Genomic DNA, 25,965 nt, shown 5'->3' with positions numbered 1-25,965 from the left:
CTGCTCCTGAAAGAGCCGCGCCCAGCGCGGCTTTTTCGTTTCTGGCTCCGGAATGCGCGATTCGGTTACGCTTGCTGCGGGTCATTGCCCTCATCCGTTGCACGGCATCATGGGCAATCCGATCACCAGGTAGCACGTTTCGTGTTGATTTCATTCATGTATAGAACGCTCGGATCCGTTACCGCCGCCACCGCCATTTCCGTCGGGGCGCTTGCAATGCCCGGCTGGGCCACGGCCGCCGCGGCCACCGCGACGCCTCAACAGACGGAAGCGCCCCGGTCGATGGAAATGTATGCGTTCGAACTGCCGTTTGCCGGCATCGTGGACGCGGCCCGGTCAGTGTTGACGAAGAACGGAATGGTCGCCATTTCCAAGGAACACGTGATCGCGGGAGAGAATAAAGCCAGCCATTACCGCTACGTGATCGTGGTGACGCCAGCGAAATCGAATCCGAACAAATCCTATCTCTTGATCGATGTCACGACGGGCGAGACGCTCCCGCCGCCGGGCGCGGCGGCGCCCCGCGACGAATTGCACGCGTTCATGACGCAACTCGGCGAAGAACTCGGCACCGTTCCGCAATTTGTCAGGGCGGGGAAGTAGATTCCGCCGTTCTGCGTGTGCGAGGTGACGCGCCTTCGGCATAGACCGCCCCACCCGGCCCTGACGACGCATCAATAAAAAACGCCGCCGCCCGGATTCCCTGGGGCGGCGGCGTTTTGTCATGGCCGGCGCGTGGCCGGCCGTGCCGGTCGCGTTACTTCTTGCGCTGCGGCGGCAGGTCCGTACAGACGCCTTCGTACAGTTCGGCGGCCATGCCGACCGATTCGCCGAGCGTCGGGTGCGGATGGATCGTCTTGCCGATGTCCTCCGCGTCCGCGCCCATCTCGACGGCGAGGCACACTTCGCTGATCAGGTCGCCCGCGTTCAGGCCGACGATCGCGCCGCCGATCACGCGATGGGTTTCCTCGTCGAAGATCAGCTTCGTGAAGCCTTCGTCGCGGCCATTCGCGATCGCGCGGCCCGAAGCGGCCCACGGGAACACGGCCTTGCCGTACTTGATGCCTTCGGCCTTGCACTGGTCTTCGGTCTTGCCGGCCCACGCCACTTCCGGATCGGTGTAGGCCACCGACGGGATCTGCAGCGCGTCGAAGTACGCCTTCTCGCCATGCGCGGCTTCGGCTGCGACATGGCCTTCATGCACGGCCTTGTGCGCGAGCATCGGCTGGCCGACGATATCGCCGATCGCGAAGATGTGCGGCACGTTCGTGCGCATCTGCTTGTCGACGTCGATGAAGCCGCGGTCGGTGACCGCGACGCCGGCCTTGTCGGCACCGATCTTCTTGCCGTTCGGACTGCGGCCCACCGCGACGAGCACGAGGTCGTAGCGCTGCGCTTCCGCCGGCGCCTTCTCGCCCTCGAACTTCACGTAGATGCCGTCTTCCTTCGCCTCCGCGCCGATCGTCTTGGTCTTCAGCATCACGTTGCCGAAGCGCTTCGCGTTGTACTTTTCCCAGACCTTCACGAGATCGCGGTCGGCGCCCATCATCAGGCCGTCCATCATTTCGACGACGTCGATCTCGGCGCCGAGCGTCGAGTACACCGTGGCCATTTCGAGGCCGATGATGCCGCCGCCGATCACGAGCATGCGCTTGGGCAGCTGGCGCAGTTCGAGCGCGCCCGTCGAATCGACGACGCGCGGGTCTTCCGGCATGAACGGCAGCTTCACGGCCTGCGAGCCCGCGGCGATGATCGCCTGCTTGAACTTGACGACCTTCTTGCCGTTTTCGCCCTGCACTTCCATGTGGAACGGATCGACGAACGCGCCGACGCCGGTGACCACTTCGACCTTGCGCGCCTTCGCCATGCCGGCGAGACCCGTCGTCAGTTTCTTGACGACGCCGCCCTTGAAGTCGCGCAGCTTGTCGAGATCGACTTCCGGCTTGCCGAACGTGATGCCGTGCGACGCGAGCGCCGCGGCTTCCTCGACGACGAGCGACGTATGCAGCAGCGCCTTCGACGGGATGCAACCGACGTTCAGGCAGACGCCGCCGAGCGTCGAATAGCGTTCGACGAGCACGGTCTTCATGCCGAGGTCGGCGGCGCGGAACGCGGCCGAGTAGCCGCCGGGGCCAGCGCCGAGCACGAGCATGTCGCACTCGATGTCGGCGGCGCCGCTGTAGCTGCCGGCTTGCGGCGCGGGCGCCGGCGCGGCGGCGGCCGGAGCCGGTGCGGCGGCTGCGGGCTTCGGTGCTTCGGGTGCTTTCGCGGGCGCGGGCGCGGCTGCGCCCGCCGAGGCTTCGACGATGGCGATGACGGTGCCTTGCGAGACTTTCTCGCCGGCTTTGACCTTGACTTCCTTGACGGTGCCGGCGACGTCGCTGGGCACTTCCATGGAGGCTTTATCGGATTCGAGCGTGATGAGCGTTTGCTCTTTTTCGATCACGTCGCCGGGTTTGACGTTGACTTCGATGACATCGACGCCGCTGAAATCGCCGATATCCGGAACCTTGACTTCGATGAGACTCATGACTGTCCCCTTCTTGATTGACTGCAGAGAGAGAGGGAGGGACTGGCGAAAAGACGGAACCTGCCTACATGCGGCCTGACAACAGAACGCGACGTTGGGCAGGAACCACCTTTGCCGTCCGCCCAAGGACGCGCCTTTCTTTTGGTTACTTTTCTTTGGAAGACAAAGAAAAGTGACCGCCGCCCCGCGCAGGGGCGACGCTGGCAGACCGTTGGCAAAACAGGTTCAACGACAAGGGCATGGTCAACAAACAAAAACCCCACGCCCCCGCGAGCCCCTCATCTCATCAAAGAATGATGCGACGGAAATCCCCGAGCAACGCTCCGAGATACGCATTGAACCGCGCGGCTTCGGCGCCATCGATGACACGATGGTCATACGACAGCGACAGCGGCAGCATGAGCCGCGGCACGAACTGCTTGCCGTCCCACACCGGCTTCATCTGGCCGCGCGACAACCCGAGGATCGCCACTTCCGGCGCGTTGATGATCGGCGTGAAGTTCGTCCCGCCGATCCCGCCGAGCGACGAGATCGAGAAGCAGCCGCCCTGCATCTGGTCCGGCTTCAGCTTGCCTTCGCGCGCGGCCTTCGACAGGTCGCTCATTTCCTTCGCGATGTCGACGAGGCCCTTCTTGTCCGCATCGCGGATCACCGGCACGACGAGGCCGTTCGGCGTATCGGCCGCGAAACCGACGTGGAAGTACTGCTTGAACACGAGGTTGTCGCCGTCGAGGCTCGCGTTGAAGGTCGGGAATTTCTTCAGCGCGGCAACGACCGCCTTGATCACGAACGCGAGCATCGTGAACTTCACGCCCGCCTTTTCGTGCTCCTTGTTCAGCTGGACGCGCAGCGCTTCGAGCTCGGTGATGTCCGCTTCGTCGTTGTTCGTGACGTGCGGGATCATCACCCAGTTGCGATGCAGGTTCGCACCCGAGATCTTCTTGATGCGCGACAGCGGCTTCGCCTCGAACGGGCCGAACTTCGAGAAGTCGACCTTCGGCCACGGCAGCAGGTTCAGCTCGCCGCCGCCTGCCGGCGCGGCTGCCGCGGCCGGTGCCGCGCGCTGACCGGTCATCACGCCCTTCACGAAGCCCGTGACGTCTTCCTTCGTAATGCGGCCCTTCGGACCCGAACCCTGAACACGCGCGACGTCGACGCCGAGCTCGCGCGCGAACTTGCGGACCGACGGCGATGCGTGGCTGGCACGGTACTCGCCCGACGGCGCGGCGGCCGGGGCGGCGGCGGCCGGTGCCGGCGCGGCCTTCGCGGGTGCCGGTGCAGCAGCAGGCGCCGGTGCGGCAGCGGCCGGAGCCGGTGCGCTGGCCTGCGGTGCGGCAGCCGGTGCGCCGGCGGCTTCGAGCAGCACGATCAGCGTGCCTTCGGACACCGAATCACCCACCTTGACCTTGATGTCCTTCACGACGCCGGCGGCCGGGCTCGGCACGTCCATCGTCGCCTTGTCCGACTCGAGCGTGACGAGCGACTGTTCCTTCTCGACCGTGTCGCCGACCTTCACGCCGATCTCGATCACCGGCACGTCCTTGTAGTCGCCGATGTCGGGCACCTTCACTTCCAGCGTGCCGCCGGACGCTGCCGGTGCGGCAGCGGGCGCTGCGGCGGCCGGTGCCGGTGCTGCTGCCGGAGCCGGAGCCGCGGCCGGCGCGGCCGCGCCGTTCGCCTGGGCGCCTGCGCCGCCTTCGAGCAGGATGATCAGCGAGCCTTCCGACACGGAATCGCCGACCTTGACCTTGATTTCCTTCACGACGCCGCCGACCGGGCTCGGCACGTCCATCGTCGCCTTGTCCGACTCGAGCGTGACGAGCGACTGCTCGGGCTCGACCGTATCGCCCACCTTCACGCCGATCTCGATGACCGGCACGTCCTTGTAATCGCCGATATCCGGCACCTTCACTTCGATCGCTTGACTCATCTGTTTCTGTCTCCATGGCCGCGCACGCTCCTCGCGGGAGCGGCGCGCGGCATCACACGGCGTGTGCGTTAAACGGTCATCGGGTTGGGCTTGGACGGATCGAGGTTGTACTTGGCGATCGCGTCAGCGACCACCTTGCGCTCGATCGTGCCTTCGTCGGCCAGCGCGTTGAGCGCGGCGACGGTGACCCAGTGACGGTCGACCTCGAAGAAGTGACGCAGCTTCTCGCGGGTATCCGAACGACCGAAGCCGTCGGTGCCCAGCACGACGAAGCGGCGATCGATCTGGCCGCGGATCTGGTCGACCAGCGCACGGACGTAGTCGGTCGATGCGATGACCGGGCCCTGCGTGTCCTTCAGGCACTTCTGCACGTGCGACAGGCGACGCTCCTCGGTCGGATGGAGCAGGTTCCAGCGCTCGATTTCATGGCCTTCGCGCGCGAGTTCGGTGAAGCTCGGCACGCTCCACAGGTCGGCGGCGACGCCCCAGTCGTTCTTCAGGAGGTCGGCGGCGGCGATCACTTCGTTGAAGATCGTGCCCGCGCCGAGCAGCTGGACACGCGGCGCCTTCTTGTCGGCGTCGGCCTTCTTGAACGCGTACATGCCCTTGATGATGTCGGCCGCCACGTGCTCGCCCTGCGGAATCGCCGGGTGCTCGTAGTTCTCGTTCATCACCGTGATGTAGTAGTACACGTCTTCCTGGTCCTGCACCATGCGGCGCAGGCCGTCCTGGATGATCACCGCGAGTTCGTAGCCGAACGTCGGGTCGTAGCTCACGCAGTTCGGCACCGATGCCGCCCACAGGAGCGAGTGACCGTCTTCGTGCTGCAGGCCTTCGCCGTTCAGCGTCGTACGGCCCGCGGTGCCGCCCAGCAGGAAGCCGCGCGAACGCATGTCGCCCGCGGCCCACGCGAGGTCGCCGATCCGCTGGAAGCCGAACATCGAATAGAAGATGTAGAACGGCACCATGATCTCGCCGTGCGTCGAATACGACGTCGCCGCCGCGATCCAGTCGCACATGCCGCCCGCTTCGTTGATGCCTTCCTGCAGGATCTGGCCGGTCTGCGATTCCTTGTAGAACATCAGCTGGTCGGAATCTTCCGGCACGTACTTCTGGCCTTCCTGGTTCCAGATACCGATCTGGCGGAACAGGCCTTCCATGCCGAACGTACGCGATTCGTCCGGGACGATCGGCACGACGCGCTTGCCGAGCGCCTTGTCCTTCAGCAGGATGTTCAGGATCCGCACGAACGCCATCGTCGTCGAGATCTCGCGGCCTTCGCCCGTGCCCTTCAAGAGCGGCTCGAACGCGTCGAGCGCCGGCACCGGCAGCGACGTCGCCTTCTCGCGGCGGTGCGGCAGGTAGCCGCCGAGGTCCATGCGCTTCTGGCGCATGTATTCGAGTTCCTTCGAGCCTTCCTCGAACTTCAGGTACGGCACGTCGGCGATCTGCTCGTCGGTGATCGGCAGGCGGAACTGGTCACGGAACTTCTTCAGTTGCTCGACCGGCAGCTTCTTCTGCTGGTGCGTGATGTTCATCGCCTGGCCCGACTCGCCCATCCCGTAGCCCTTGATGGTCTTCGCGAGGATGACGGTCGGCGCGCCCTTCGTGTTGGTCGCTTCGTGGAACGCCGCGTAGATCTTGTGCGGATCGTGACCGCCGCGGTTCAGCGCCCAGATGTCGTCGTCCGACCAGTCGGCGACGAGCGCCTTCAGTTCAGGCGTGTTGAAGAAGTGCTCGCGAACGTACGCGCCCGACTCCGACTTGTACGTCTGGTATTCGCCGTCGACGCATTCCATCATCCGGCGCATCAGCGCGCCCGACTTGTCGCGCGCGAACAGCGCATCCCAGCGGCTGCCCCAGATGACCTTGATCACGTTCCAGCCGGCGCCGCGGAATTCCGATTCGAGTTCCTGGATGATCTTGCCGTTGCCGCGCACCGGGCCGTCGAGACGCTGCAGGTTGCAGTTGATCACGAACACGAGGTTGTCGAGCTTCTCGCGGCTCGCCATACCGATCGCGCCGAGCGATTCCGGCTCGTCCGTCTCGCCGTCGCCGAGGAACGCCCACACCTTGCGGCCTTCCGTCTTCGCGATGCCGCGCGACTCCAGGTACTTCATGAAGCGCGCCTGGTAGATCGCCATGATCGGGCCGAGGCCCATCGACACGGTCGGGAACTGCCAGAAGTCCGGCATCAGCCACGGGTGCGGATACGACGAGATGCCCTTGCCGTCGACCTCCTGGCGGAAGTTGTCGAGCTGCTCTTCCTTCAGGCGGCCGAGCAGGAACGCGCGCGAGTACACGCCCGGCGACGAGTGGCCCTGCACGAACACGAGATCGCCGCCGTGCTGGTCGGACGCCGCGTGCCAGAAGTGGTTGTAGCCGACGTCGTAGAGCGTCGCCGCCGATGCGAACGACGCGATGTGACCGCCGACGTTCGTGTCCTTGCCTGCGCGCAGCACCATCGCCAGCGCGTTCCAGCGCGTGTACGAGCGGATGCGGTGCTCGATGTCCTGGTCGCCCGGAATCTTTGCCTGGGCTTCGACCGGAATCGTGTTGATGTACGGGGTATTGGCGGAGAACGGCAGGTGTTCGCCGTGCATGCGGGCGAATTCGATCTGCTTTTCGATCAGGTAATGCGCACGGCCGGTGCCCACGGAGGAGATCACGCCATCGAGCGACTCCAGCCACTCGACGGTTTCTTGCGGGTCGTCGTCACGTTCGGCGGCGACATATTTCATCACTTCGTTCGGTACAGCGGACATTCTCGTCTCCTGGGTCCTGGAATGTGAGGATCGCTCTCGTGCAGACGACGCGACGCGGCCGGCTGCGGGCAAGCTCCGACGGATTGTAATGAGCGTGGACGGGCCTGCGCAACAAAATTTTCGAATTGTGAGATCTTTTCTCGCAATGCGGAATATTGCTGCGCTGCACCCATATTTCGGGGCTCCGCGGCCCGTCTCGTCCGAACAAAACCGTTTCCGTTCAACATATCCGGTATCGGTTTTCCATGTATTGCGCTGCGCTACAATCCTGCCATGTTGACCGATCGGCTTTTCGCACGCTCGGCGCGACCGCCGGGCCCGCCGGCGGAGTCGCAGCCGTCCCGTTGGCACCACGGACCGTGGTGGTCCAACTCCTATTTGCTGACGCCGCTGCTGTCGATCCTGGTGTTCCTCGTCGTGATGAGCCTCATCCTGTGGAGCCTCAACCGGCGCGAACAGCAGCAGCAGGAAGACACCCTGTTTCGCAACGTCGCGTGGGCCCAGCAGCAGATCCGCCTGTCGATGACGGGCGCGCAGGAGCAGTTGCAGGCGCTGTCGCGCGACCTCGCGTCCGGCCGCCTCGACCAGAACGCATTCCAGATGGCCGTCGCGGACGTGATGCAGACGCATCCGGAAATCCTCTACCTGAACTGGTACACGGCGCCCGGCGTGCAGCGCTGGCCGACCGTGCATCCGCCGCTGCTCGGCCAGCGCCTCGCGAAGCCCGGCGACGCGCAGATGCAGGACGCCGTGCGCGGCGCGTACGACGAGGCGCGCAGCACGCGCCGCCAGGCCTATTCTCCGCTGATCTACGACGACTTCGGCAACGGCTTCATCACGTTGCAGACGCCCGTGATGCGCGGCGACCGCGAATACCTCGGCTCGATCGCCGCGGTGTTCTCGGTCGAGGGCATCCTGAAGCACGACATCCCGCAGGAACTGTCGTCGAAGTACAAGATCTCCATCACCGATTCGAACAACCGCGAACTGTCGTCCACGTCGACACGCCCGCGGCTGCCGCGCGACTCGCACTACGATCTTCCGCTCGACCCGCCCGGCCAGGGACTGACGGTGCGCGTGTACGCGTTCCCGCAGCTCACCAACCTGACCAACAACACGCTCGTGTGGCTCGTCGCCGGCCTGTCGTGCTTCGTGCTGTGGAGCCTCTGGAGCCTGTGGAAGCACACCCGCCAGCGCTTCGAGGCGCAGCAGGCGCTGTACGCGGAAGCGTTCTTCCGCCGCGCGATGGAAAACTCGGTGCTGATCGGCATGCGCGTGCTCGACATGCACGGCCGCATCACGCACGTGAACCCGGCGTTCTGCCGGATGACCGGCTGGGATGAAACCGATCTCGTCGGCAAGGTCGCCCCGTTCCCGTACTGGCCGCGCGACGCGTACCCGGAAATGCAGCGCCAGCTCGACATGACGCTGCGCGGCAAGGCGCCGAGCTCGGGCTTCGAGCTGCGCGTGCGGCGCAAGAACGGCACGCTGTTCCATGCGCGCCTGTACGTATCGCCGCTGATCGACAGTTCGGGCCGGCAGACCGGCTGGATGTCGTCGATGACCGACATCACCGAGCCGAAGCGCGCGCGCGAAGAGCTCGCGGCCGCGCACGAACGCTTCACGACCGTGCTCGAAAGCCTCGACGCAGCGGTGTCGGTGCTGGCCGCCGACGAAGCCGAGCTGCTGTTCGCGAACCGCTACTACCGCCACCTGTTCGGCATCCGCCCGGACGGCCATCTGGAGCTGTCGGGCGGCGGCTTCGACCGCGCGCAGGCGTCGTCCGACTCGATCGACATGGTCGACGCGTTCGCGGGCCTGCCGGCCGCCGCGCTGACGAGCAGCACCGCCGATGCGCAGGAGGTGTACGTCGAGAGCATCCAGAAGTGGTTCGAGGTGCGCCGCCAGTACATCCAGTGGGTGGACGGCCACCTCGCGCAGATGCAGATCGCGACCGACATCACGACCCGCAAGAAGGCGCAGGAGCTCGCGCACCAGCAGGAAGAGAAGCTGCAGTTCACGAGCCGATTGATGACGATGGGCGAAATGGCGTCGTCGATTGCTCACGAATTGAATCAGCCGCTCGCCGCGATCAACAACTATTGCTCGGGCACGCTCGCGCTCGTGAAGAGCGGTCGCGGCACGCCCGAGACGCTGCAGCCCGCGCTGGAAAAGACCGCGCAGCAGGCGCTGCGGGCCGGGATGATCGTCAAGCGGATTCGCGAATTCGTGAAGCGCAGCGAGCCGAAGCGCCAGCCGGCGCGGGTCGCGGACATCGTCGCCGACGCGGTCGGGCTGGCCGAAATCGAGGCCAGAAAGCGCAGGATCCGGATCGTCACGGAAATCCTCGCAAGAATGCCTATTATTTATGTCGACCCCGTGCTGATCGAACAGGTGCTGATGAACCTGATGAAGAACGCAGCCGAGGCGATGGCCGACGTGAAGCCGGCGTCGGCGGACGGCGTGATCCGCGTGGTCGCCGACATCGATGCGGGCTTCGTCGACATCCGTGTGATCGACCAGGGCCCGGGCGTCGACGAAGCGACCGCCGAGCGCCTGTTCGAACCGTTTTACAGCACCAAGTCCGTTGGCATGGGCATGGGGCTGAACATCTGCCGTTCGATCATCGAATCGCATCGGGGGCGTCTGTGGGTGGTCAACAACGTCGAGCCGGATGGCCGCATTTCCGGCGCGACGTTCCACTGCAGCCTGCCCATTGGGGAACCCGCTGATCTCGGCCAAGGGGGGCGCGAGGCATCGGCATCACATACCGTTACGGGAGAACTATGAATAGCCCTGTCACCACCACTCAGGAAACCGTCTTTGTCGTCGACGACGACGAGGCCGTACGGGACTCGCTGCGCTGGCTGCTGGAGGCGAACGGCTATCGCGTGCAATGCTTCTCGAGCGCCGAGCAGTTCCTCGATGCCTATCAGCCGGCGCAGCAGGCCGGCCAGATCGCCTGCCTGATCCTCGACGTGCGGATGTCGGGCATGAGCGGCCTCGAATTGCAGGAACGCCTGATCGCCGACAATGCCGCGCTGCCGATCATCTTCGTCACCGGTCACGGCGACGTGCCGATGGCCGTGTCGACGATGAAAAAGGGTGCGATGGACTTTATCGAGAAACCGTTCGACGAAGCCGAGCTGCGCAAGCTCGTCGAGCGGATGCTCGACAAGGCCCGAAGCGAAAGCAAGAGCGTGCAGGAGCAGCGTGCCGCGAGCGAACGCCTGTCGAAGCTGACCGCGCGCGAGCAGCAGGTGCTCGAGCGAATCATCGCCGGCCGCCTGAACAAGCAGATCGCCGACGACCTCGGCATCAGCATCAAGACGGTCGAGGCGCACCGCGCGAACATCATGGAAAAGCTCAACGTCAACACGGTGGCCGACCTGCTGCGCCTCGCGCTGTCGAAGAAGCAGGCCTGAGCGGGCTCTCCGGCCGCGGCGGCACGGCCCACGCCGGCCGCCCGGCCCGCCACCGGTGTTTGCCGCCCCGCGCGATGCGGCCCACTCGCGCGGCGGCGGCCGTTTCTCCCGGCGCGAGCGCCGCGGCCATGACGCTTCCCGTTGATTCGCTGTCGGACGGCAGCAGGCGAACGGTATAATTACGTGCTTTGCTACGGCGCTTCGCGCGCCGTACGCCCGCATTCCAACTTCCCGGCAGGACCCACCACCATGACAGCCCTCCTCATCGACGGCAACGCCCTTTCGAAGACCCTGCGCGCCCAGGCCGCCGAACGCGCCGCCGCGCTGACCGCACGCGGCCACCAGCCGGGTCTCGCGGTGATCCTCGTCGGCGCCAACCCGGCGAGCGAAGTCTACGTGCGCAACAAGATCAAGGCGTGCGAGGACAACGGCTTCTTCTCGCTGAAGGATGCGTACCCGGCCACGCTGTCGGAAGCCGACCTGCTCGCGCGCATCGACGAACTGAACCGCGACCCGAAGATCCACGGCATCCTCGTCCAGTTGCCGCTGCCCGCGCATATCGACAGCCACAAGGTGATCGAGGCGATCGCGCCGGAGAAAGACGTCGACGGCTTTCACGTCGCGAACGCCGGCGCGCTGATGACCGGCAAGCCGCTGTTCCGCCCGTGCACGCCGTACGGCGTGATGAAGATGTTCGAAGCGCACGGCATTGCGCTGCAAGGCGCGAACGCGGTCGTGATCGGCCGCTCGAACATCGTCGGCAAGCCGATGGCGATGATGCTGCTCGACGCCGGCGCGACCGTGACGATTTGCCACAGCAAGACGCGCGACCTCGCCGCGCATACGCGCCAGGCCGACATCGTGGTCGCCGCGGTCGGCAAGCGCAACATCCTGACCGCCGACATGGTGAAGCCGGGCGCGACGGTGATCGACGTCGGCATGAACCGTGACGACGCAGGCAAGCTGTGCGGTGACGTCGATTTCGCGGGCGTGAAGGAAGTCGCCGGCTACATCACGCCGGTGCCGGGCGGCGTCGGCCCGATGACCATCACGATGCTGCTGATCAACACGATCGAATCAGCCGAGCGCGCGGCTGCCGCCGCAGCCTGACGCCCCACCCGCTCAGCCGGCGCGCGGTTCCGTGCGCCGGTGTCTCGCCAGCCGCATCGCACGGCTGCATCGCGCCAGCCGGCACGCCCGGTCGCCGCTCGCCCTTGGCCGAGCGCCCCTCTCCGGGCCCCGCATCCGACCCTGCGTCAATCGCGTCATTAGAAACTAACGATTGGAAAGCGCACGATGCGCCCCAATAATGTCGGTATCGGGCGCCGCTTCATCGCGCCTCACCCTTTTCACCCCGGTTCATCCGGCAACAGACAGGGAGTCTTATGTCCGCCAGCGCCAACACCAATCCGCTCCTCGACTTCTCCGGCCTGCCCCGTTTCGGCGAAATCCGCCCGGAACACGTGACGCCCGCGCTCGACACGCTGCTCGACGCCGCCAGCCGCGCGGTCGAAACGGCGAGCGCGAGCGACACGCCGTCGACCTGGGCCGCCGTCGTCGAGACGGTCGAGCAGGCCACGGAGCCGCTCGGCCGCGCCTGGGGCATCGTCGGCCACCTGAATGCGGTTGCCGACACGCCCGAACTGCGCGCCGCCTACGGTGAAAACCTGCCGCGCGTGACCGAGTTCTGGTCGAGCGTCGGCCAGAATCTCGCGCTGTACGAAAAGTACAAGGCGATCGCCGCCAGCGCCGAATACGCGACGCTGTCCGCCGAGCGCAAGAAAATCCTCGACAATGCGCTGCGCGATTTCCGCCTGTCGGGCGCCGAGCTGCCCGAGGACCAGAAGCCGCGCTTCGCGGAACTGCAGGAACAGCAGGCCGCGCTGTCGAAGGCGTTTTCCGATCACGTGCTCGACGCGACCAACGCATACGCGTACTTCGTCACCGACGAAGCCGAGTTGGCCGGCCTGCCCGGCGATGCGATCGAGGCCGCCCGCGAAGCCGCGCAGAAGGACGGCAAGGAGGGCTGGAAATTCACGCTGCATTTCCCGTCGTACTTCCCGGTGCTGCAGTACGCGGACAACCGCGCGCTGCGCGAGACGCTCTACCGCGCCTATGCGACGCGCGCGTCGGAGCTCGGACCGCAGTACGGCGACGGCAAGGTCGAATGGGACAACACGGCGATCGTCATCGATGCGCTGAAGCTGCGCCGCGAAGAGGCGCAGATGCTCGGCTACCGCAACTTCGCCGAAGTATCGCTCGCGCCGAAGATGGCCGAATCGCCGCAGCAGGTGATCGCATTCCTCGAGGATCTCGCGACGCGCGCCCGCCCGCACGCGGACAAGGACTGGGACGAGCTGCGCACGTTCGCCGCGAAGGAGCTCGGCCTCGCCGAACTCGCGCCGTGGGACGTCGCGTACGCGGCCGAGAAGCTCCGCCAGCAGCGCTACGCGTTCTCGGAAAACGAGGTCAAGCAGTACTTCCCGGAACCGGCCGCGCTGAAGGGCCTGTTCACCGTCACCGAAACGCTGTTCGGCGTGAAGATCAAGCCGGACGACGCGCCGGTATGGCACAAGGACGTACGCTTCTTCCGCGTCGAGAACCGCGACGGCTCGCTCGTCGCGCAGTTCTATCTCGACCTGTACGCACGCGAAGGCAAGCGCGGCGGCGCCTGGATGGATGACGCGCGCGCGCGCGCGAAGCGCGGCAGCACCGTGCAAACGCCCGTCGCGTACCTGACCTGCAACTTCTCGGCGCCGGTCGGCGGCAAGCCCGCGTGCTTCACGCACGACGAAGTCATCACGCTGTTCCATGAATTCGGCCACGGGCTGCACCACATGCTCACGCGCGTCGACGAGCTCGGCGTGTCGGGCATCAACGGCGTCGAATGGGATGCGGTCGAACTGCCGTCGCAGTTCATGGAGAACTTCTGCTGGGAATGGGACGTGCTGTCGTCGATGTCGTCGCACGTCGATACGGGTGCGTCGCTGCCGCGCGAGCTGTTCGACAAGATGATCGCCGCGAAGAACTTCCAGAGCGGGCTCGGCACGCTGCGTCAGATCGTGTTCTCGATGTTCGACATGCTGCTGCACGTCGACTTCGACCCGGCCGGCGCCACCGGCGTGACCGCGTTCGCGCGCGAGATCAACGAGCGCTATCACGTGATCCCGCAGGCGGCGTTCTCGCGCTGGCCGAACACGTTCAGCCACATCTTCGCGGGCGGCTATGCAGCCGGCTACTACAGCTACAAGTGGGCCGAAGTGCTGTCGGCCGATGCGTACGCGGCATTCGAGGAAGCGGCCGCAGCGAGCGGCAGCGTGCTCGACGCGGCAACCGGCACGCGCTATCGCCGCGAAATCCTCGAGGTCGGCGGCAGCCGTCCGGCGATGGAGTCGTTCAAGGCGTTCCGCGGCCGCGAGCCGCAGATCGACGCGCTGCTGCGCCACAACGGGATGGCCGCGTCCGCGCACTGAGCGGGCTGCCCGCCACGCCGGCTGCATCGACAGGCACCGCTTCGGCGGTGCCTTTTTTCATGGGGCGGGCGTGTCGTCGCCCACTTCGTCGTCGAACAGCAGGAATTGCCCGTGGCGTTCGGCCGTGTCCTCGTCGATACGCACGCCGACGCCGAGCAGCCGCACCGGCTGCGCGCGCCGCAACAACCCCTTCGCGAGCAGCGTGACGGCCGTCTCGGCATTCGTCGCGTCGGCCACGCACTCGACCGTCGTGCGCTGGAAATCGGCGAAGCGGATCTTCACGTACAGCTTGCGGATCGACCGCGCGGCGCCCGCGCGATCGATTCGCGCGTCGAGTTGCACGACGAGGCGGCGGATTTCGTCCGCGCATTGCTCGAGCGTGGTCAGGTCGGTCACGTAGGTCGTCTCGACGCTGACCGACTTGCGCTCCTGGTCGGCCTGCACGGGCCGCTCGTCGATCCCGCGCGACAGCTCGTACAGTCGCCGCCCGAACGCGCCGAACTCGCGGTGCAGGTCGATCAGCGGCCAGTCGCGCAACTGCGCGCAGGTCTGGATGCCGAGCCGGTCGAGCCGCGTGGCCGTCACCTTGCCGACGCCGTGCAGCTTGCGCACCGGCAGCGCCGCGACGAACGCGTCGATCTCGTGCGGCCGCACGACGAACAGCCCGTCGGGCTTGTTCCAGTCGGACGCGATCTTCGCGATGAACTTGTTCGGCGCGACGCCCGCCGACACGGTCACGCCGACCGTGTCGCGCACCCGCTCGCGAATCTCGCGCGCAATCAGCGTCGCACTCCCCTGGCAACGCTCCGACCCGCTGACGTCGAGGTACGCCTCGTCGAGCGACAGCGGCTCGACGTCCGGCGTGTAGTCGCGATAAATCGCCATGATCTGCCGCGATGCCGCGCGATACTTGTCCATCGCGGATGGCAGGATCAGCAGGTCCGGACACTTGCGCATCGCCAACGCCGACGACATCGCCGAATGCACGCCGTAGCGCCGCGCCTCGTAGTTGCAGGTCGCGATCACGCCGCGCTGGTCGGGGCGGCCGCCGACCGCGAGCGGCCGGTTGCGCAGCGACGGGTCGTCGCGCATCTCGACCGACGCGTAGAAGCAGTCGCAGTCGCAATGAATGATCTTGCGCATGCGCGGCGGCGCGTCGCCGGGCGGCGGCGCGTGCGAATCGGCAGGCGGAATGATGGTCGGGTTCACGGTGCCGATACTGTACAAAAACACAGTGCCGGTTTCAACTGCCGCGTATGTCCGTCGCTCGCCGGCCGCAGCCAGCCCTCCCGCAACTGGCCGCGTGGCGCCGACTGCGCCGTACCGGCCCGGTTCGTGCGGATCGTACCGGCCACGCACGGGCAGCGGCACCTATACTCGTCTGCCGCGAAACACGAAACCCAAAGGTGACGGATGAAGACGATCGGACTGATCGGCGGCATGAGCTGGGAATCGTCGGCCGAGTACTACCGGATGATCAACCGGCATTCAAAGGCGCTGCACGGCGGCCATCACAACGCGAAGAGCGTGCTCGTCACGGTCGACTTCGCCGAGATCGAAGCGCTGCAACGCACGCACGACTGGGCCGCGCTCGGCGAACGGATGGCCGACGCCGCGCGACAGCTCGAAGCGGCCGGCGCCGATCTCGTCCTCCTGACGACCAATACGATGCATCGCGTGCACGACGCGATCGAGGCTGCGGTGACGCTGCCGTTCCTGCACATCGCCGATCCGACCGGCGACGCGCTGCGCGATGCGGGCGTCGAGCGCGTCGCCCTGCTCGGCACGCGCTATACGATGGAGTTGCCGTTCTATGCGGAGCGGCTGCGCGAGAAGTTCGGGCTCGACGTGCTCGTGCCGGACGAACGCGGGCGCGAAGACGTGCACAGGATCATCTACGACGAGCTGTGCCACGGCGTGATCTCGGCGGAATCGCGCGCGACGTATGTTTCGATCATCGACGAACTGGCGAAGCGCGGCGCGCAGGGCGTGATCCTCGGCTGCACGGAAATCACGCTGCTGATCGGCGTGGACGATTCGCCGCTGCCGGTGTTCGATACGACCGCACTGCATGCGAAGGCGGCCGTCGAGTGGGCCGCGCGCTGAAGGACGCGCGCCGTCGCGCAACAGCAACCGTCGCCGGATCGCATCGCCGCATTGTTCCGCACGGCGGGATTCATTCTCCCGGCACGCGCGTCGCCGGGCGCCCGACTCCGTGCTCTCGTCCGCCACACGGGCATGGCGCGCACGGCCCGCGAATCATCCGACGCGATTCGCGCGGGCGCGCCGACACGACTGGTTATCCATTGGTAATAAAGTGACCGCAAATTGGTACGCGAGCAGCGGCGCCGCAATCGACGCTGCTCGTCGCAGTCTCTTTTCCACCAACAGGAAACAGGAAGATGAAGAAACTCAGCATCGCATTCGGCGCGTTGCTCGGCGCATCGGCCGCGCTCAACGCGCACGCCGATCCCAACATCACCGCATCGGCCACGACGACACCGCAAGGCGGCTTCGACCGCATGGCATGGGACATCAGTCCCGAAGTCGTGCCGACCAACGCCAACCGCAGTTACTACTGGGCCAACCAGTTGTCGTCCGAACACGGCAGGCACCCCATCTACACCGGCATCCAGCCGCGCACCCAGGGCAGCAACCTCGTGATCTTCAGCGCGTTCGGCACCGGCACGACGCCGCTGTCCGCGAATTGCCGCAGCGGCGCGGACGGCGGTGCCGGAACGTCGTGCTCGATCGCTTACCCGTGGAAAGCCGGCCACGCCTATCGGCTGCAGGTCACCGTGACGCAGGCCAATCGCAGCGACGGGCGCTCGACCGTCGACGGCTTCATCACGGACGTCGCCACCGGCACCACGACGCCGACGGGCAGCATTGCGGTGCCGGCCGACTGGGGCGGCCTGTCGAGCTCGGCTTATCTGTTCGACGAGTACTTGCCGTTCAACGCGGCGTCGAAGGACCCGATGCAACGCCCATGCGTGCCGTACGCGCGCTACACGACGTCGCTGCCGCATTTCTATCTGAAGAGTGTGGACTATCCGACGGCCGAACGCTCGATCCGGCTGGATACGGGCAAGGACAAGTGCGCGGTGCTGTCGGGCACGCCCAACGCGCGGGCCACGCTCGTCAACACGACGACCTATTTGCTCGAGAACGGCTTCCTGCCGGGGAGCCCCGGCGCACCGAAATAACGAAGACGGACGCGGAAAACAAAAAACCCGGCACGGAGCCGGGTTTTTCGTAGACGAAGTGCGCATCGGTCAATTGCGCTGCACATCGTCTGGTGTGCTTGGTTGCGGGGACAGGATTTGAACCTGTGACCTTCGGGTTATGAGCCCGACGAGCTGCCAGACTGCTCCACCCCGCGTCAGAGAAATAAATTATAGGGTGAGGAAGTACTTACGTCAATACTTTTGTCACAATTCCTGCTTCCGCTCCTCACGCGACGATGCCTGACATGTGCACGACCCCGCATCGCGCGTGCGTTCGCACCCCATGCTCGGGGTAAGATGGCGGCCTTCGCATTCACGCCGCACGCACCCTCCCGTTCATGAAAATCGCCACCTGGAACGTCAACTCGCTCAACGTCCGCAAACAGCACGTGCTCGACTGGCTCGCGCAAAGCGGAGCCGACGTACTGTGCCTGCAGGAGCTGAAGCTGCCGGACGAGAAATTCCCGCGCGCCGATCTCGAGGCGGCCGGCTACCGCAGCTGGTTCACGGGCCAGAAGACCTATAACGGCGTCGCGATCCTCGCGCGCGACACGCTCGCCGTCGACGAATCGGACGTCGTGCGCAACATCCCCGGCTTCGACGATCCGCAGCAGCGCGTGATCGCCGCGACGGTCGATGGCGTGCGCATCGTGTCCGCCTACTTCCCGAACGGCCAGGCGCTCGACTCCGACAAGTTCGTCTACAAGATGCAGTGGCTCGACGCGCTGCAGGCGTGGCTGCGCACCGAGCTGCAGCGCTACCCGAAGCTCGCGCTGCTCGGCGACTACAACATCGCGCCGGAAGACCGCGACGTGCACGATCCCGCGAAGTGGGAAGGCCAGAACCTCGTGTCGCCGCAGGAGCGCGCGCACTTCTCGCAGTTGATCGAGCTCGGCTTCGTCGATGCGTTCCGCCGCTTCGAACAGCCCGAGAAAACCTTCACGTGGTGGGACTACCGGATGATGGCGTTCCGCCGCAACGCGGGGCTGCGCATCGACCACATCCTGCTGTCGCCGACGCTCGCGGCAACCTGCACGTCGTGCGAGGTCGATCGCGTGCCGCGCACGTGGGAACAGCCGTCCGACCACACGCCGGTCGTCGCGATCGTCAGCTGATCGTCCAGGGCCTGTTCACGCTGACAACAGGCCCCCAGGCGGCCCGCGCGCGATCAGCGCCGCGCGGGCGCCGGCCCGAGATGGGCCCACAGGAAGCCGAATTCGGCCGCATCGGCTTCCGCGCGTTCGAGATCGTCGGCGCTGCCGTGGCCGCCGTCGGTGTTCTCCCAGTACCACACCCGTTCGTGACCGAGCGCATGCATGCGCGCGGCCATCTTGCGTGCATGCGCGGGATGCACGCGGTCGTCGCGCGTCGACGTCGTCAGCAGCAACGGTGGATACACGACACCTTCACGCACGCGGTGATACGGCGAATACGCAGCCAGCGCCGCGCCTTCGCGCGGATCGTCCGGATCGCCGTATTCGTCGAGCCATGCGGCGCCCGCGTGCAGCCTCGGATAGCGCTGCATGTCGAGCAGCGGCACGCGGCACAGCACCGCGCCGAACAGCTCCGGCCGCTGCATCATGCACGCGGCGACCAGCAGCCCGCCGTTGCTGCCGCCTTCGATCCCCAACTGCGCGGCGCTCGTCACGCCGGTCGCAATCAAATCCTCGGCGACCGCGATGAAATCGTCGAACGAACGCTGACGGTGTTCTCGCTGCGCGTCGGTATGCCAGCGCGGCCCGAACTCGCCGCCGCCGCGGATGTGCGCGAACGCCATCACGCCGCCGCGTTCGAGCCACCCGATGCCGAACGCATCGCTGTAGCCCGGCAGGTTCGGAATCGCGAAGCCGCCATAGCCCGACAGCAGGCACGGCCGCGCGACGCGCGCACCGCCTTGCGGTGCGTCGAGCGCATCGCGCGGCCCGATCAGCGTGTACGGCACGACCGTGCCGTCGCGCGAACGCGCGCTCGCGCGGCGTACGACAAGCCCGGCCGCGTCGAACTGCACCGGCGGCCGGTCGAGCAGCACGCGGCGCGACGGCGCATCGTCCGCGCGATCGGCCAGATCGGCCAGCCAGCATTCGGGCGGGTCGAGATAGGTATCGACGTCGACGTACACCTCGTCGTTCAGCGTCGACTCGACGGGCTCGACGTCGATCTGCGCGTCGCCGGGCCAGTCGAATGGTCGCGCATCCCACGTCCATGACCCGTCGTCGGCCTGCTTCGGCTGCCACAGCATCGTGCGGTTGTGCACGTCGTCGAGCCAGCTCGCGATCAGCGTCGTGCGCGTGTGCGTCCACGTACAGGCGGACGTCGTCGGCCTCGGGGCGAACAGCGTCGTGAATTCGCGCGCGCCGGCGAGGAACGCCTCTTCGCGGATCGCGAGCAGCGAGCCGCCCGCGTGGCGCACGCCGTCGCAATCCCAGTCGAGGCGCGGCTCCAGCACGAGCCAGCCCTCCCAGAACCCGACCTCGACATGCGTCGGCACGTCGTAGCGCGCCCATTCGCCCGCGTCGTTTAACCAGTACGCGTGCGCGTCGAAGAAATCGACGCTGCGCCACGCGACATGGCGGCGGTCGATCGGGTCGTACCACGCGCCCGCGCTGATGTCGTCCGGTTCGCCGCTGAACACGACGGGCGCGTCGGCAAGCGCCGTGCCGCGCACCCAGCGCCGCGCTTCATACGGATAACCGGCGGCGGTCGCATGCGCTTCGCCGCGATCCCAGCTCACGTACACGGTATCGCGGTCGATCCAGCCGACCGTGTGATGGCCCGGCGCGTCGATCGTGAAACCGCCGTCGACGAACCGGCGCTCGACGAGATCGAATTCGCGCACGACGACCGCATCGGCGCCGCCCGGCGACAGCGACAGCAGCACGCGATCGCCGTCCGGATACAGGATCGCCTCCTGCTCGAACACCCACGACTCGCCCTCCTCCGCGCCGAGCGCGTCGATGTCGAGCAGCGTTTCCCAGGCCGGCTGGCCAGCCCGCCAGTCGGCCCAGCGCGTGCGGCGCCAGAGTCCCTTCGGATGGAGATCGTCCTGCCACAGGTCGTACGCCCAGTCGCGCCAGCGGGTCGGAATCACCGGGCGTTCACGCGGCAGATACGCTTTCGCGAGACGCGCGGTCAGCGCGCGATAGGCATCGTCGTCGCGCAGCGCGGCGCGGGTGCGCGCATTCTGCTCGTCGACCCACGTGCGGGCGCGCTTGCTGTCGAGTGCTTCGAGGAAACGGAACGGGTCGGCCCCGGCGGGCCAGCGGAAGGATTCGGACATTGATGATCGGCGGAATGGCAAACGGCGTGCAAACCGCGATTATGTCCGATCGCGGCATGCGCGGGCCCGCGCATGCCGCGAATCGTGCTCAGGGCTCCAGATGGAGTTCCTGGATCTTGCGCGTGATCGTGTTGCGGCCGATGCCGAGCCGCTCCGCGGCCTCGACCTTGCGACCGCGCGTGAAGTCGAGCGCCTCGCGGATCACGGCGGCCTCGAAGCGGCGTGCGAGTTCGTCCATCACGTCGGCCGAGTTCTCCCGCAACAGCCGCGCGACTTCGGTGCGCAGCCCGTGCTCCCACAGCGGGTAGCCGGCCGGCGCGCTGCCGTTCGCCGCGCTCGCGACGGGCGCGGCCGTCGGCGCTGCACCGATCGCGGCAGGCACCGCGGCCACGTGGCCGCCGCTGCCGTGCGCGTCCGCGCCTTCGCCCGTCGCCACGGGCGCACCGGCCGGCACGAGGTCGGGCGGCAGATCCTTGATCTCGACCGTCTGCGCGGGCGCCATCACGGTCAGCCAGTTGGCGAGATTCTCGAGCTGCCGCACGTTGCCAGGAAACGGCAGCGACGTGAGGTACGCGAGCGCGTCGTCCGACACGCGCTTCGGCTCGACGCCGAGATCGCGCGCGCTCTTCTGCAGGAAGTGGCGCGTGAGCAGCGCGATGTCCTCGCTGCGTTCGCGCAGCGGCGGCAGACGCAGCCGGATCACGTTGAGCCGGTGATAAAGATCCTCGCGGAACAGCCCCTGCCGCACGCGCGACTCGAGATTCTGGTGCGTCGCGGCGATCACGCGCACGTTCGCGCGCAGCGGGTTGTGCCCGCCGACGCGGTAGAACTGCCCGTCCGACAGCACGCGCAACAGGCGCGTCTGCAGATCGAACGGCATGTCACCGATTTCGTCGAGGAACAGCGTGCCGTTCTCGGCTTGCTCGAAGCGGCCCTGCCGCGTCGTCTGCGCGCCGGTGAACGCGCCGCGCTCGTGGCCGAACAGTTCGGATTCGAGCAGATCCTTCGGAATCGCCGCCGTGTTCAGCGCGATGAACGGCCCGTTCGCGCGCGGACTGTGACGGTGCAGCGCCCGTGCGACGAGCTCCTTGCCGGTGCCCGACTCGCCGGTGATTAGCACGGTCGCGGCCGAATGCGACAGCCGGCCGATCGCGCGGAACATGTCCTGCATCGCGGGCGCCTGGCCGAGCATCTCGGGCGCCTCGGCCACGCGCTCGTCCTGCGGCGCGCCGCCGCGCAGGCTTTCTTCCACCGCGCGGCGGATCAGCTCGACCGCCTTGTCGACGTCGAACGGCTTCGCGAGGTATTCGAACGCACCGCCCTGAAACGCCGCGACGGCGCTGTCGAGATCGGAGAACGCCGTCATGATGATGACGGGCAGGCCCGGCAGCCGCTCGTGCATCGCCTGCAGCAACTCGAGGCCCGAGCCGCCCGGCATCCGGATGTCGGACACGAGCACCTGCGGCGTCTCGTGGTCGAGCGCGGCCAGCGCATCGCGCACGTTCGCGAAGCTCTTCGTCGCGAAGCTGTCCCGGGCGAGTGCCTTTTCAAGCACCCAGCGGATCGATTGGTCGTCGTCTACTATCCAGATCGGCTTCATAGGTCGGTCAGGTATGGGTGAATCGCACTGTCGCCGCTCAATGGTCGAGCGGCAGCAGAATCTGAAATTCGGTACGTCCGGGCCGGCTTTCGACCTCGATCATTCCGTCGTGCTGCTGCACGAACGTCTGTGCGAGCGTGAGGCCGAGGCCGCTGCCGTCGTCGCGTCCGGACACGAGCGGGTAGAAGATCCGGTCGCGGATCTCTTCCGGAATGCCGGGCCCGTTATCGACCACGTGCAAGTCCAGTGCCAGCTTGTACAGACGCTTCGCGATCGTGATCTTGCGCGCGATGCGCGTGCGCAGCTCGATCTTCGCGTCGCCCTGCGCGATCCGTTCGCGCAGCGCCTGCGCGGCGTTGCGCACGATGTTGAGCAGCGCCTGGATCAACTGCTCCTTGTCGCCGCGCAGGTCCGGCACGCTCACGTCGTAATCGCGCTCGATCGTGAGCCCGCGCGGGAATTCCGCGAGCATCACCGCGCGCACGCGTTCGCACACTTCATGAATGTTCACGTCGCCGACGATGTGCGGATGCCGGTGCGGCTCCAGCAGCCGGTCGACGAGCGTCTGCAGGCGATCGGACTCCTTGATGATCACCTGCGTGTATTCGCGCAACTCGCCGCGCTCGCGCTCGCCCAGTTCGAATTCGAGCAGCTGGGCTGCGCCGCGAATGCCGCCGAGCGGATTCTTGATCTCGTGCGCGAGGTTGCGGATCAGTTGCTTGTTGACCGCGGTCAGGTCGTGGATGCGCTCTTCCCGATCGGTGCGCGACTGCCGTTCGTTCTCGAACAGCTCGACGAGCACGAAATCGGGCGCGCTCTCGAGGAAGCCGACGATCGCATGCACGTGCAGCGGTTCGCGGCCGGGCCGGTCGAGCACGGTATCGAGGTGCGTCGCGTGAAAGCGTTCCTGGCCGATCGCGGTGATCGTCGACGCGAGCTCGTTCGCGTTCGGGAAAATCTCGCCCCACGGCCGCTGTGCGAGTTGCCGCCGCGAGATGTCGAGCATCGCCTCCGCGGACGGGTTCGCGAACGCGACCCGCAGCGTCTTGCGGTCGAGCACGATCACGACCGTCGGCAGCGCTTCGAGCCCCGCCAGCAGACCCGAACGCGCGAGCCGCTCGTCGTCCGTCAGTCGTTCGGGCTGCCCCGTTTTCGCCTTGATCAGATTCTTCAGAACCATCTGCGTGCTTGTCGCGCCTCACCGGGCCAGAAAATGAAAATCGTCGGAACAAAAAAGGGACGGCCGGACGCCGTCCCCTTTCAGACTCCGCCGTTCCCGCCGCCAGCCGCGCGACGGGAACGAACCGGCATGACGGCGCTGAATCGAAGCGCCATCGCCGATTAGAGCGAGTAGTACATCTCGAACTCGATCGGGTGCGTCGTCATGCGGAACTTCGCCAGCTCCTGCTCCTTCAGCGCGAGGTACGCGTCGAGCATGCTGTCCGTGAACACGCCGCCACGGGTCAGGAACTCGCGATCCTTGTCGAGCGCTTCCAGTGCCTGGTCGAGGCCCGCGCAGACGGTCGGGATCTTTGCATCCTCTTCCGGCGGCAGGTCGTACAGGTTCTTGTCGGCTGCCTCGCCCGGATGGATCTTGTTCTGGATCCCGTCGAGGCCGGCCATCATCAGCGCCGAGAACAGCAGGTACGGGTTCGCCATCGGATCCGGGAAGCGCGTTTCGATACGGCGGCCCTTCGGGTTCGACACGTGCGGAATGCGGATCGATGCCGAACGGTTGCGTGCCGAGTAGGCGAGCTTGACCGGTGCTTCGAAGTGCGGGACCAGACGCTTGTACGAGTTCGTCGTCGGGTTCGTGATCGCGTTCAGCGCACGGGCGTGCTTGATGATGCCGCCGATGTAGAACAGCGCCAGTTCCGACAGGCCGGCGTAGCCGTTGCCCGCGAACAGGTTCTGGCCGTCCTTCCAGATCGACTGGTGAACGTGCATGCCCGAACCGTTGTCGCCGACGACCGGCTTCGGCATGAACGTCGCCGTCTTGCCGTACGAGTGCGCGACGTTATGGATGATGTACTTCGACCATTGCGTCCAGTCGGCGCGCTGAACCAGCGTCGAGAACTTCGTGCCGATTTCGTTCTGGCCCTGGCCCGCCACTTCGTGGTGGTGCACTTCGACCGGGATGCCGAGCTGTTCGAGCAGCAGGCACATTTCCGAACGCATGTCCTGGAACGTGTCGACCGGCGCGACCGGGAAGTAGCCGCCCTTCGTGCCCGGACGGTGGCCGGTGTTGCCGCCTTCGAATTCCTTGCCGGCCGACCACGGTGCTTCTTCCGAGTTGATCTTCACGAAGCAGCCCGACATGTCCGTGTTCCACTGGACCGAGTCGAAAATGAAGAATTCCGGTTCCGGACCGAAGTACGCCGTGTCGCCGATGCCCGTGCTCTTCAGGTAGGCTTCCGCGCGCTTCGCGAGCGAACGCGGGTCGCGCTCGTAGCCCTTGCCGTCGGCCGGCTCGACCACGTCGCAGGTCAGCACGAGGGTCGACTCTTCGTAGAACGGGTCGACGAAGGCTGCGGTCGGGTCCGGCATGAGCAGCATGTCCGACGCCTCGATGCCCTTCCAGCCCGCGATCGACGAACCGTCGAATGCATGACCGCTTTCGAACTTGTCTTCGTCAAACGCCGAAACCGGCACCGACACGTGCTGTTCCTTGCCGCGCGTATCCGTGAAGCGGAAATCGACAAACTTGACGTCCTCGTCCTTCACGAGCTGCATGACGTCGGCGACGGTTTTACTCATAACCTCTTCTCCTGATTGAACAATTCCGGCGGACTGGGAAACCGCCTCGTTTATCGAGCTGACCGGGGTCTTGCTTTGGCGCAGCGCGCCCCGATTCGACCGAATTCTATATAGCAGCTTCCGTGCCACCTTCACGCAGGATCGGCGCGAATCGCGTCAGAGCTCGCCACGACAGGGCTGCGCTGCGCGATTCCGGGGCTTCACGCGCCATCGGTCCCGCCCCGATAGCACCGACGTGGTGCAATCATCGAACCCTGTCGCTTCCAGCGAATCAACTTGGTGCATTCGCGCCATTCTGCACTCTTTTGGTGAGCGCGTGTACGACCCGTGCACCGCGTCGCCTGCGGACGTCCGTGCCGCGACGTCGCGCTAGAATGATCGTTTGACCGATACGGAGACCCCCTGCCATGAGTACGCTGGACCAGCTTTACGCGAAGGCCGACGAACGCCGCGCACAAGGCGCGCTCAACTATGCCGGCGCGCTGCTGCCGGTCGAAGCATTCGAACTGCTGCAGCTCGACCCGTCGGCGCGCCTCGTCGACGTGCGCACACGCGCCGAGCTCGACTGGATCGGCCGCCCCCTCGTCGGCGACGGCCAGTACCTGCACCTCGAATGGACGCGTTACCCGGGCGGCGTGCCGAACGCCGAATTCGTCAACGAACTGAAGGCGGCCCTCCCGGCCGATACGCCCATCCTGTTCCTGTGCCGCAGCGCCGCGCGCTCGAAGCTCGCCGCGGTCGCGTCCGCGCAGGCCGGCTTCACGAAGGCGTTCGACCTGCTCGAAGGCTTCGAAGGCGCGAAGGACGCCGAAGGCCACCGCAAGACGGTCGACGGCTGGTGCTTCCGCAAACTGCCGTGGATCGGCGCCTGAGCGCGCGCCGCTCACGCCGGCTGCGACGACCTCATCGTCGAGCCGGGCGATGACATGCCGATGACGGGCCGCGTTGCGCGGCCCGTTGCTTTTGACAAGGCGCGGCGTT

17 protein-coding genes and 1 tRNA gene are annotated in these 25,965 nt (G+C 66.3%); 9 read left to right on the top strand and 9 right to left on the bottom strand.

Annotation, left to right across the window (positions count from 1 at the left end; genetic code table 11):
* Positions 1–156: 156 nt before the first annotated feature.
* Entirely contained in the window at positions 157–603 is a 447-nt protein-coding gene (locus HWX07_RS17805) for a hypothetical protein (protein ID WP_226211897.1), read from the top strand.
* Positions 604–757: 154 nt separating this feature from the next.
* Here HWX07_RS17805 and lpdA read toward each other — a convergent pair whose 3' ends face one another.
* The 3 genes from lpdA to aceE form a co-directional block, all read right to left on the bottom strand.
* Entirely contained in the window at positions 758–2,530 is a 1,773-nt protein-coding gene (lpdA, locus tag HWX07_RS17800) for a dihydrolipoyl dehydrogenase (protein WP_175877163.1), read from the bottom strand.
* Positions 2,531–2,816: 286 nt separating this feature from the next.
* Positions 2,817–4,460 carry a dihydrolipoyllysine-residue acetyltransferase gene (aceF, locus tag HWX07_RS17795; protein ID WP_175877162.1) on the bottom strand — a complete coding sequence of 548 codons (1,644 nt, stop codon included), beginning with the start codon at positions 4,458–4,460 and terminating at the stop codon, positions 2,817–2,819.
* A gap of 68 nt (positions 4,461–4,528) precedes the next feature.
* Positions 4,529–7,225 (bottom strand): pyruvate dehydrogenase (acetyl-transferring), homodimeric type, encoded by a 2,697-nt coding sequence (gene aceE, locus HWX07_RS17790; protein WP_012328827.1) that lies wholly within the window; start codon positions 7,223–7,225, stop codon positions 4,529–4,531.
* A gap of 273 nt (positions 7,226–7,498) precedes the next feature.
* Here aceE and fixL point away from each other — a divergent pair, with 273 nt between their 5' ends.
* The 4 genes from fixL to HWX07_RS17770 all read left to right on the top strand — a co-directional run bounded on the left by fixL (position 7,499) and on the right by HWX07_RS17770 (position 14,123).
* Entirely contained in the window at positions 7,499–10,015 is a 2,517-nt protein-coding gene (gene fixL, locus HWX07_RS17785; protein ID WP_175877161.1) for an oxygen sensor histidine kinase FixL, read from the top strand.
* Positions 10,012–10,650, top strand: a complete 639-nt coding sequence (fixJ, locus tag HWX07_RS17780) for an oxygen response regulator transcription factor FixJ (protein WP_006493245.1) — start codon at positions 10,012–10,014, stop codon at positions 10,648–10,650. Before fixL ends, fixJ begins: the two co-directional genes overlap by 4 nt.
* A gap of 249 nt (positions 10,651–10,899) precedes the next feature.
* On the top strand, positions 10,900–11,760 hold the full coding sequence (gene folD, locus HWX07_RS17775; RefSeq protein WP_126362377.1) for a bifunctional methylenetetrahydrofolate dehydrogenase/methenyltetrahydrofolate cyclohydrolase FolD: 861 nt from the start codon (positions 10,900–10,902) through the stop codon (positions 11,758–11,760).
* A 275-nt stretch (positions 11,761–12,035) separates the two neighbouring features.
* The gene (locus HWX07_RS17770) at positions 12,036–14,123 is read left to right on the top strand and encodes a M3 family metallopeptidase (RefSeq protein ID WP_175877160.1); all 2,088 of its coding nucleotides are present in this window, start codon (positions 12,036–12,038) and stop codon (positions 14,121–14,123) included.
* Positions 14,124–14,180: 57 nt separating this feature from the next.
* On the opposite strand, the gene dinB is transcribed toward HWX07_RS17770, so the two are convergent.
* Positions 14,181–15,356: a DNA polymerase IV gene (dinB, locus tag HWX07_RS17765; protein ID WP_175877159.1), complete on the bottom strand. Its 1,176-nt coding sequence runs from the start codon at positions 15,354–15,356 to the stop codon at positions 14,181–14,183.
* Positions 15,357–15,536: 180 nt separating this feature from the next.
* On the opposite strand from dinB, the gene HWX07_RS17760 reads away from it, so the two are divergent.
* Entirely contained in the window at positions 15,537–16,229 is a 693-nt protein-coding gene (locus HWX07_RS17760; RefSeq protein WP_175877158.1) for an aspartate/glutamate racemase family protein, read from the top strand.
* A gap of 296 nt (positions 16,230–16,525) precedes the next feature.
* On the top strand, positions 16,526–17,329 hold the full coding sequence (locus HWX07_RS17755) for a hypothetical protein (RefSeq protein WP_175877157.1): 804 nt from the start codon (positions 16,526–16,528) through the stop codon (positions 17,327–17,329).
* A 99-nt stretch (positions 17,330–17,428) separates the two neighbouring features.
* Here the strand turns inward: HWX07_RS17755 and HWX07_RS17750 are convergent.
* Positions 17,429–17,505 (bottom strand) — tRNA-Met (locus tag HWX07_RS17750).
* Between the two features lie 183 nt (positions 17,506–17,688).
* Between HWX07_RS17750 and xth the strand changes: the two genes are divergently transcribed.
* Positions 17,689–18,465 carry an exodeoxyribonuclease III gene (gene xth / locus HWX07_RS17745; protein ID WP_175877156.1) on the top strand — a complete coding sequence of 259 codons (777 nt, stop codon included), beginning with the start codon at positions 17,689–17,691 and terminating at the stop codon, positions 18,463–18,465.
* Positions 18,466–18,518: 53 nt separating this feature from the next.
* Here xth and HWX07_RS17740 read toward each other — a convergent pair whose 3' ends face one another.
* The 4 genes from HWX07_RS17740 to glnA form a co-directional block, all read right to left on the bottom strand.
* A complete protein-coding gene (locus tag HWX07_RS17740) occupies positions 18,519–20,627 on the bottom strand; it encodes a prolyl oligopeptidase family serine peptidase (protein ID WP_175877155.1) in 2,109 nt (702 codons plus the stop codon).
* 88 nt (positions 20,628–20,715) lie between these two features.
* Positions 20,716–22,227: a nitrogen regulation protein NR(I) gene (ntrC, locus tag HWX07_RS17735; protein WP_175877154.1), complete on the bottom strand. Its 1,512-nt coding sequence runs from the start codon at positions 22,225–22,227 to the stop codon at positions 20,716–20,718.
* A gap of 37 nt (positions 22,228–22,264) precedes the next feature.
* The gene (gene glnL / locus HWX07_RS17730) at positions 22,265–23,407 is read right to left on the bottom strand and encodes a nitrogen regulation protein NR(II) (protein ID WP_006478366.1); all 1,143 of its coding nucleotides are present in this window, start codon (positions 23,405–23,407) and stop codon (positions 22,265–22,267) included.
* A gap of 161 nt (positions 23,408–23,568) precedes the next feature.
* Positions 23,569–24,984 carry a type I glutamate--ammonia ligase gene (glnA, locus tag HWX07_RS17725; protein WP_011549441.1) on the bottom strand — a complete coding sequence of 472 codons (1,416 nt, stop codon included), beginning with the start codon at positions 24,982–24,984 and terminating at the stop codon, positions 23,569–23,571.
* A gap of 407 nt (positions 24,985–25,391) precedes the next feature.
* On the opposite strand from glnA, the gene HWX07_RS17720 reads away from it, so the two are divergent.
* Positions 25,392–25,856 (top strand): rhodanese-like domain-containing protein, encoded by a 465-nt coding sequence (locus tag HWX07_RS17720; protein ID WP_006478364.1) that lies wholly within the window; start codon positions 25,392–25,394, stop codon positions 25,854–25,856.
* Positions 25,857–25,965 lie beyond the last annotated feature (109 nt).

Origin of the sequence: Burkholderia sp. BCC0097 (assembly GCF_902832985.1) — a bacterium.
GTDB lineage: Bacteria > Pseudomonadota > Gammaproteobacteria > Burkholderiales > Burkholderiaceae > Burkholderia > Burkholderia orbicola.
This window is presented reverse-complemented; position numbering and strand designations above follow the sequence as displayed.

Coding starts and splice junctions, on each gene's coding strand:
- HWX07_RS17720 (WP_006478364.1), top strand. CDS start 25,392: ATGAGTACGCTGGACCAGCTTTACGCGAAGGCCGACGAACGCCGCGCA.
- lpdA (WP_175877163.1), bottom strand. CDS start 2,530: ATGAGTCTCATCGAAGTCAAGGTTCCGGATATCGGCGATTTCAGCGGC.
- glnA (WP_011549441.1), bottom strand. CDS start 24,984: ATGAGTAAAACCGTCGCCGACGTCATGCAGCTCGTGAAGGACGAGGAC.
- xth (WP_175877156.1), top strand. CDS start 17,689: ATGAAAATCGCCACCTGGAACGTCAACTCGCTCAACGTCCGCAAACAG.
- HWX07_RS17740 (WP_175877155.1), bottom strand. CDS start 20,627: ATGTCCGAATCCTTCCGCTGGCCCGCCGGGGCCGACCCGTTCCGTTTC.
- HWX07_RS17760 (WP_175877158.1), top strand. CDS start 15,537: ATGAAGACGATCGGACTGATCGGCGGCATGAGCTGGGAATCGTCGGCC.
- folD (WP_126362377.1), top strand. CDS start 10,900: ATGACAGCCCTCCTCATCGACGGCAACGCCCTTTCGAAGACCCTGCGC.
- fixL (WP_175877161.1), top strand. CDS start 7,499: ATGTTGACCGATCGGCTTTTCGCACGCTCGGCGCGACCGCCGGGCCCG.
- ntrC (WP_175877154.1), bottom strand. CDS start 22,227: ATGAAGCCGATCTGGATAGTAGACGACGACCAATCGATCCGCTGGGTG.
- aceE (WP_012328827.1), bottom strand. CDS start 7,225: ATGTCCGCTGTACCGAACGAAGTGATGAAATATGTCGCCGCCGAACGT.
- glnL (WP_006478366.1), bottom strand. CDS start 23,407: ATGGTTCTGAAGAATCTGATCAAGGCGAAAACGGGGCAGCCCGAACGA.
- aceF (WP_175877162.1), bottom strand. CDS start 4,460: ATGAGTCAAGCGATCGAAGTGAAGGTGCCGGATATCGGCGATTACAAG.
- HWX07_RS17755 (WP_175877157.1), top strand. CDS start 16,526: ATGAAGAAACTCAGCATCGCATTCGGCGCGTTGCTCGGCGCATCGGCC.
- HWX07_RS17805 (WP_226211897.1), top strand. CDS start 157: ATGTATAGAACGCTCGGATCCGTTACCGCCGCCACCGCCATTTCCGTC.
- HWX07_RS17770 (WP_175877160.1), top strand. CDS start 12,036: ATGTCCGCCAGCGCCAACACCAATCCGCTCCTCGACTTCTCCGGCCTG.
- fixJ (WP_006493245.1), top strand. CDS start 10,012: ATGAATAGCCCTGTCACCACCACTCAGGAAACCGTCTTTGTCGTCGAC.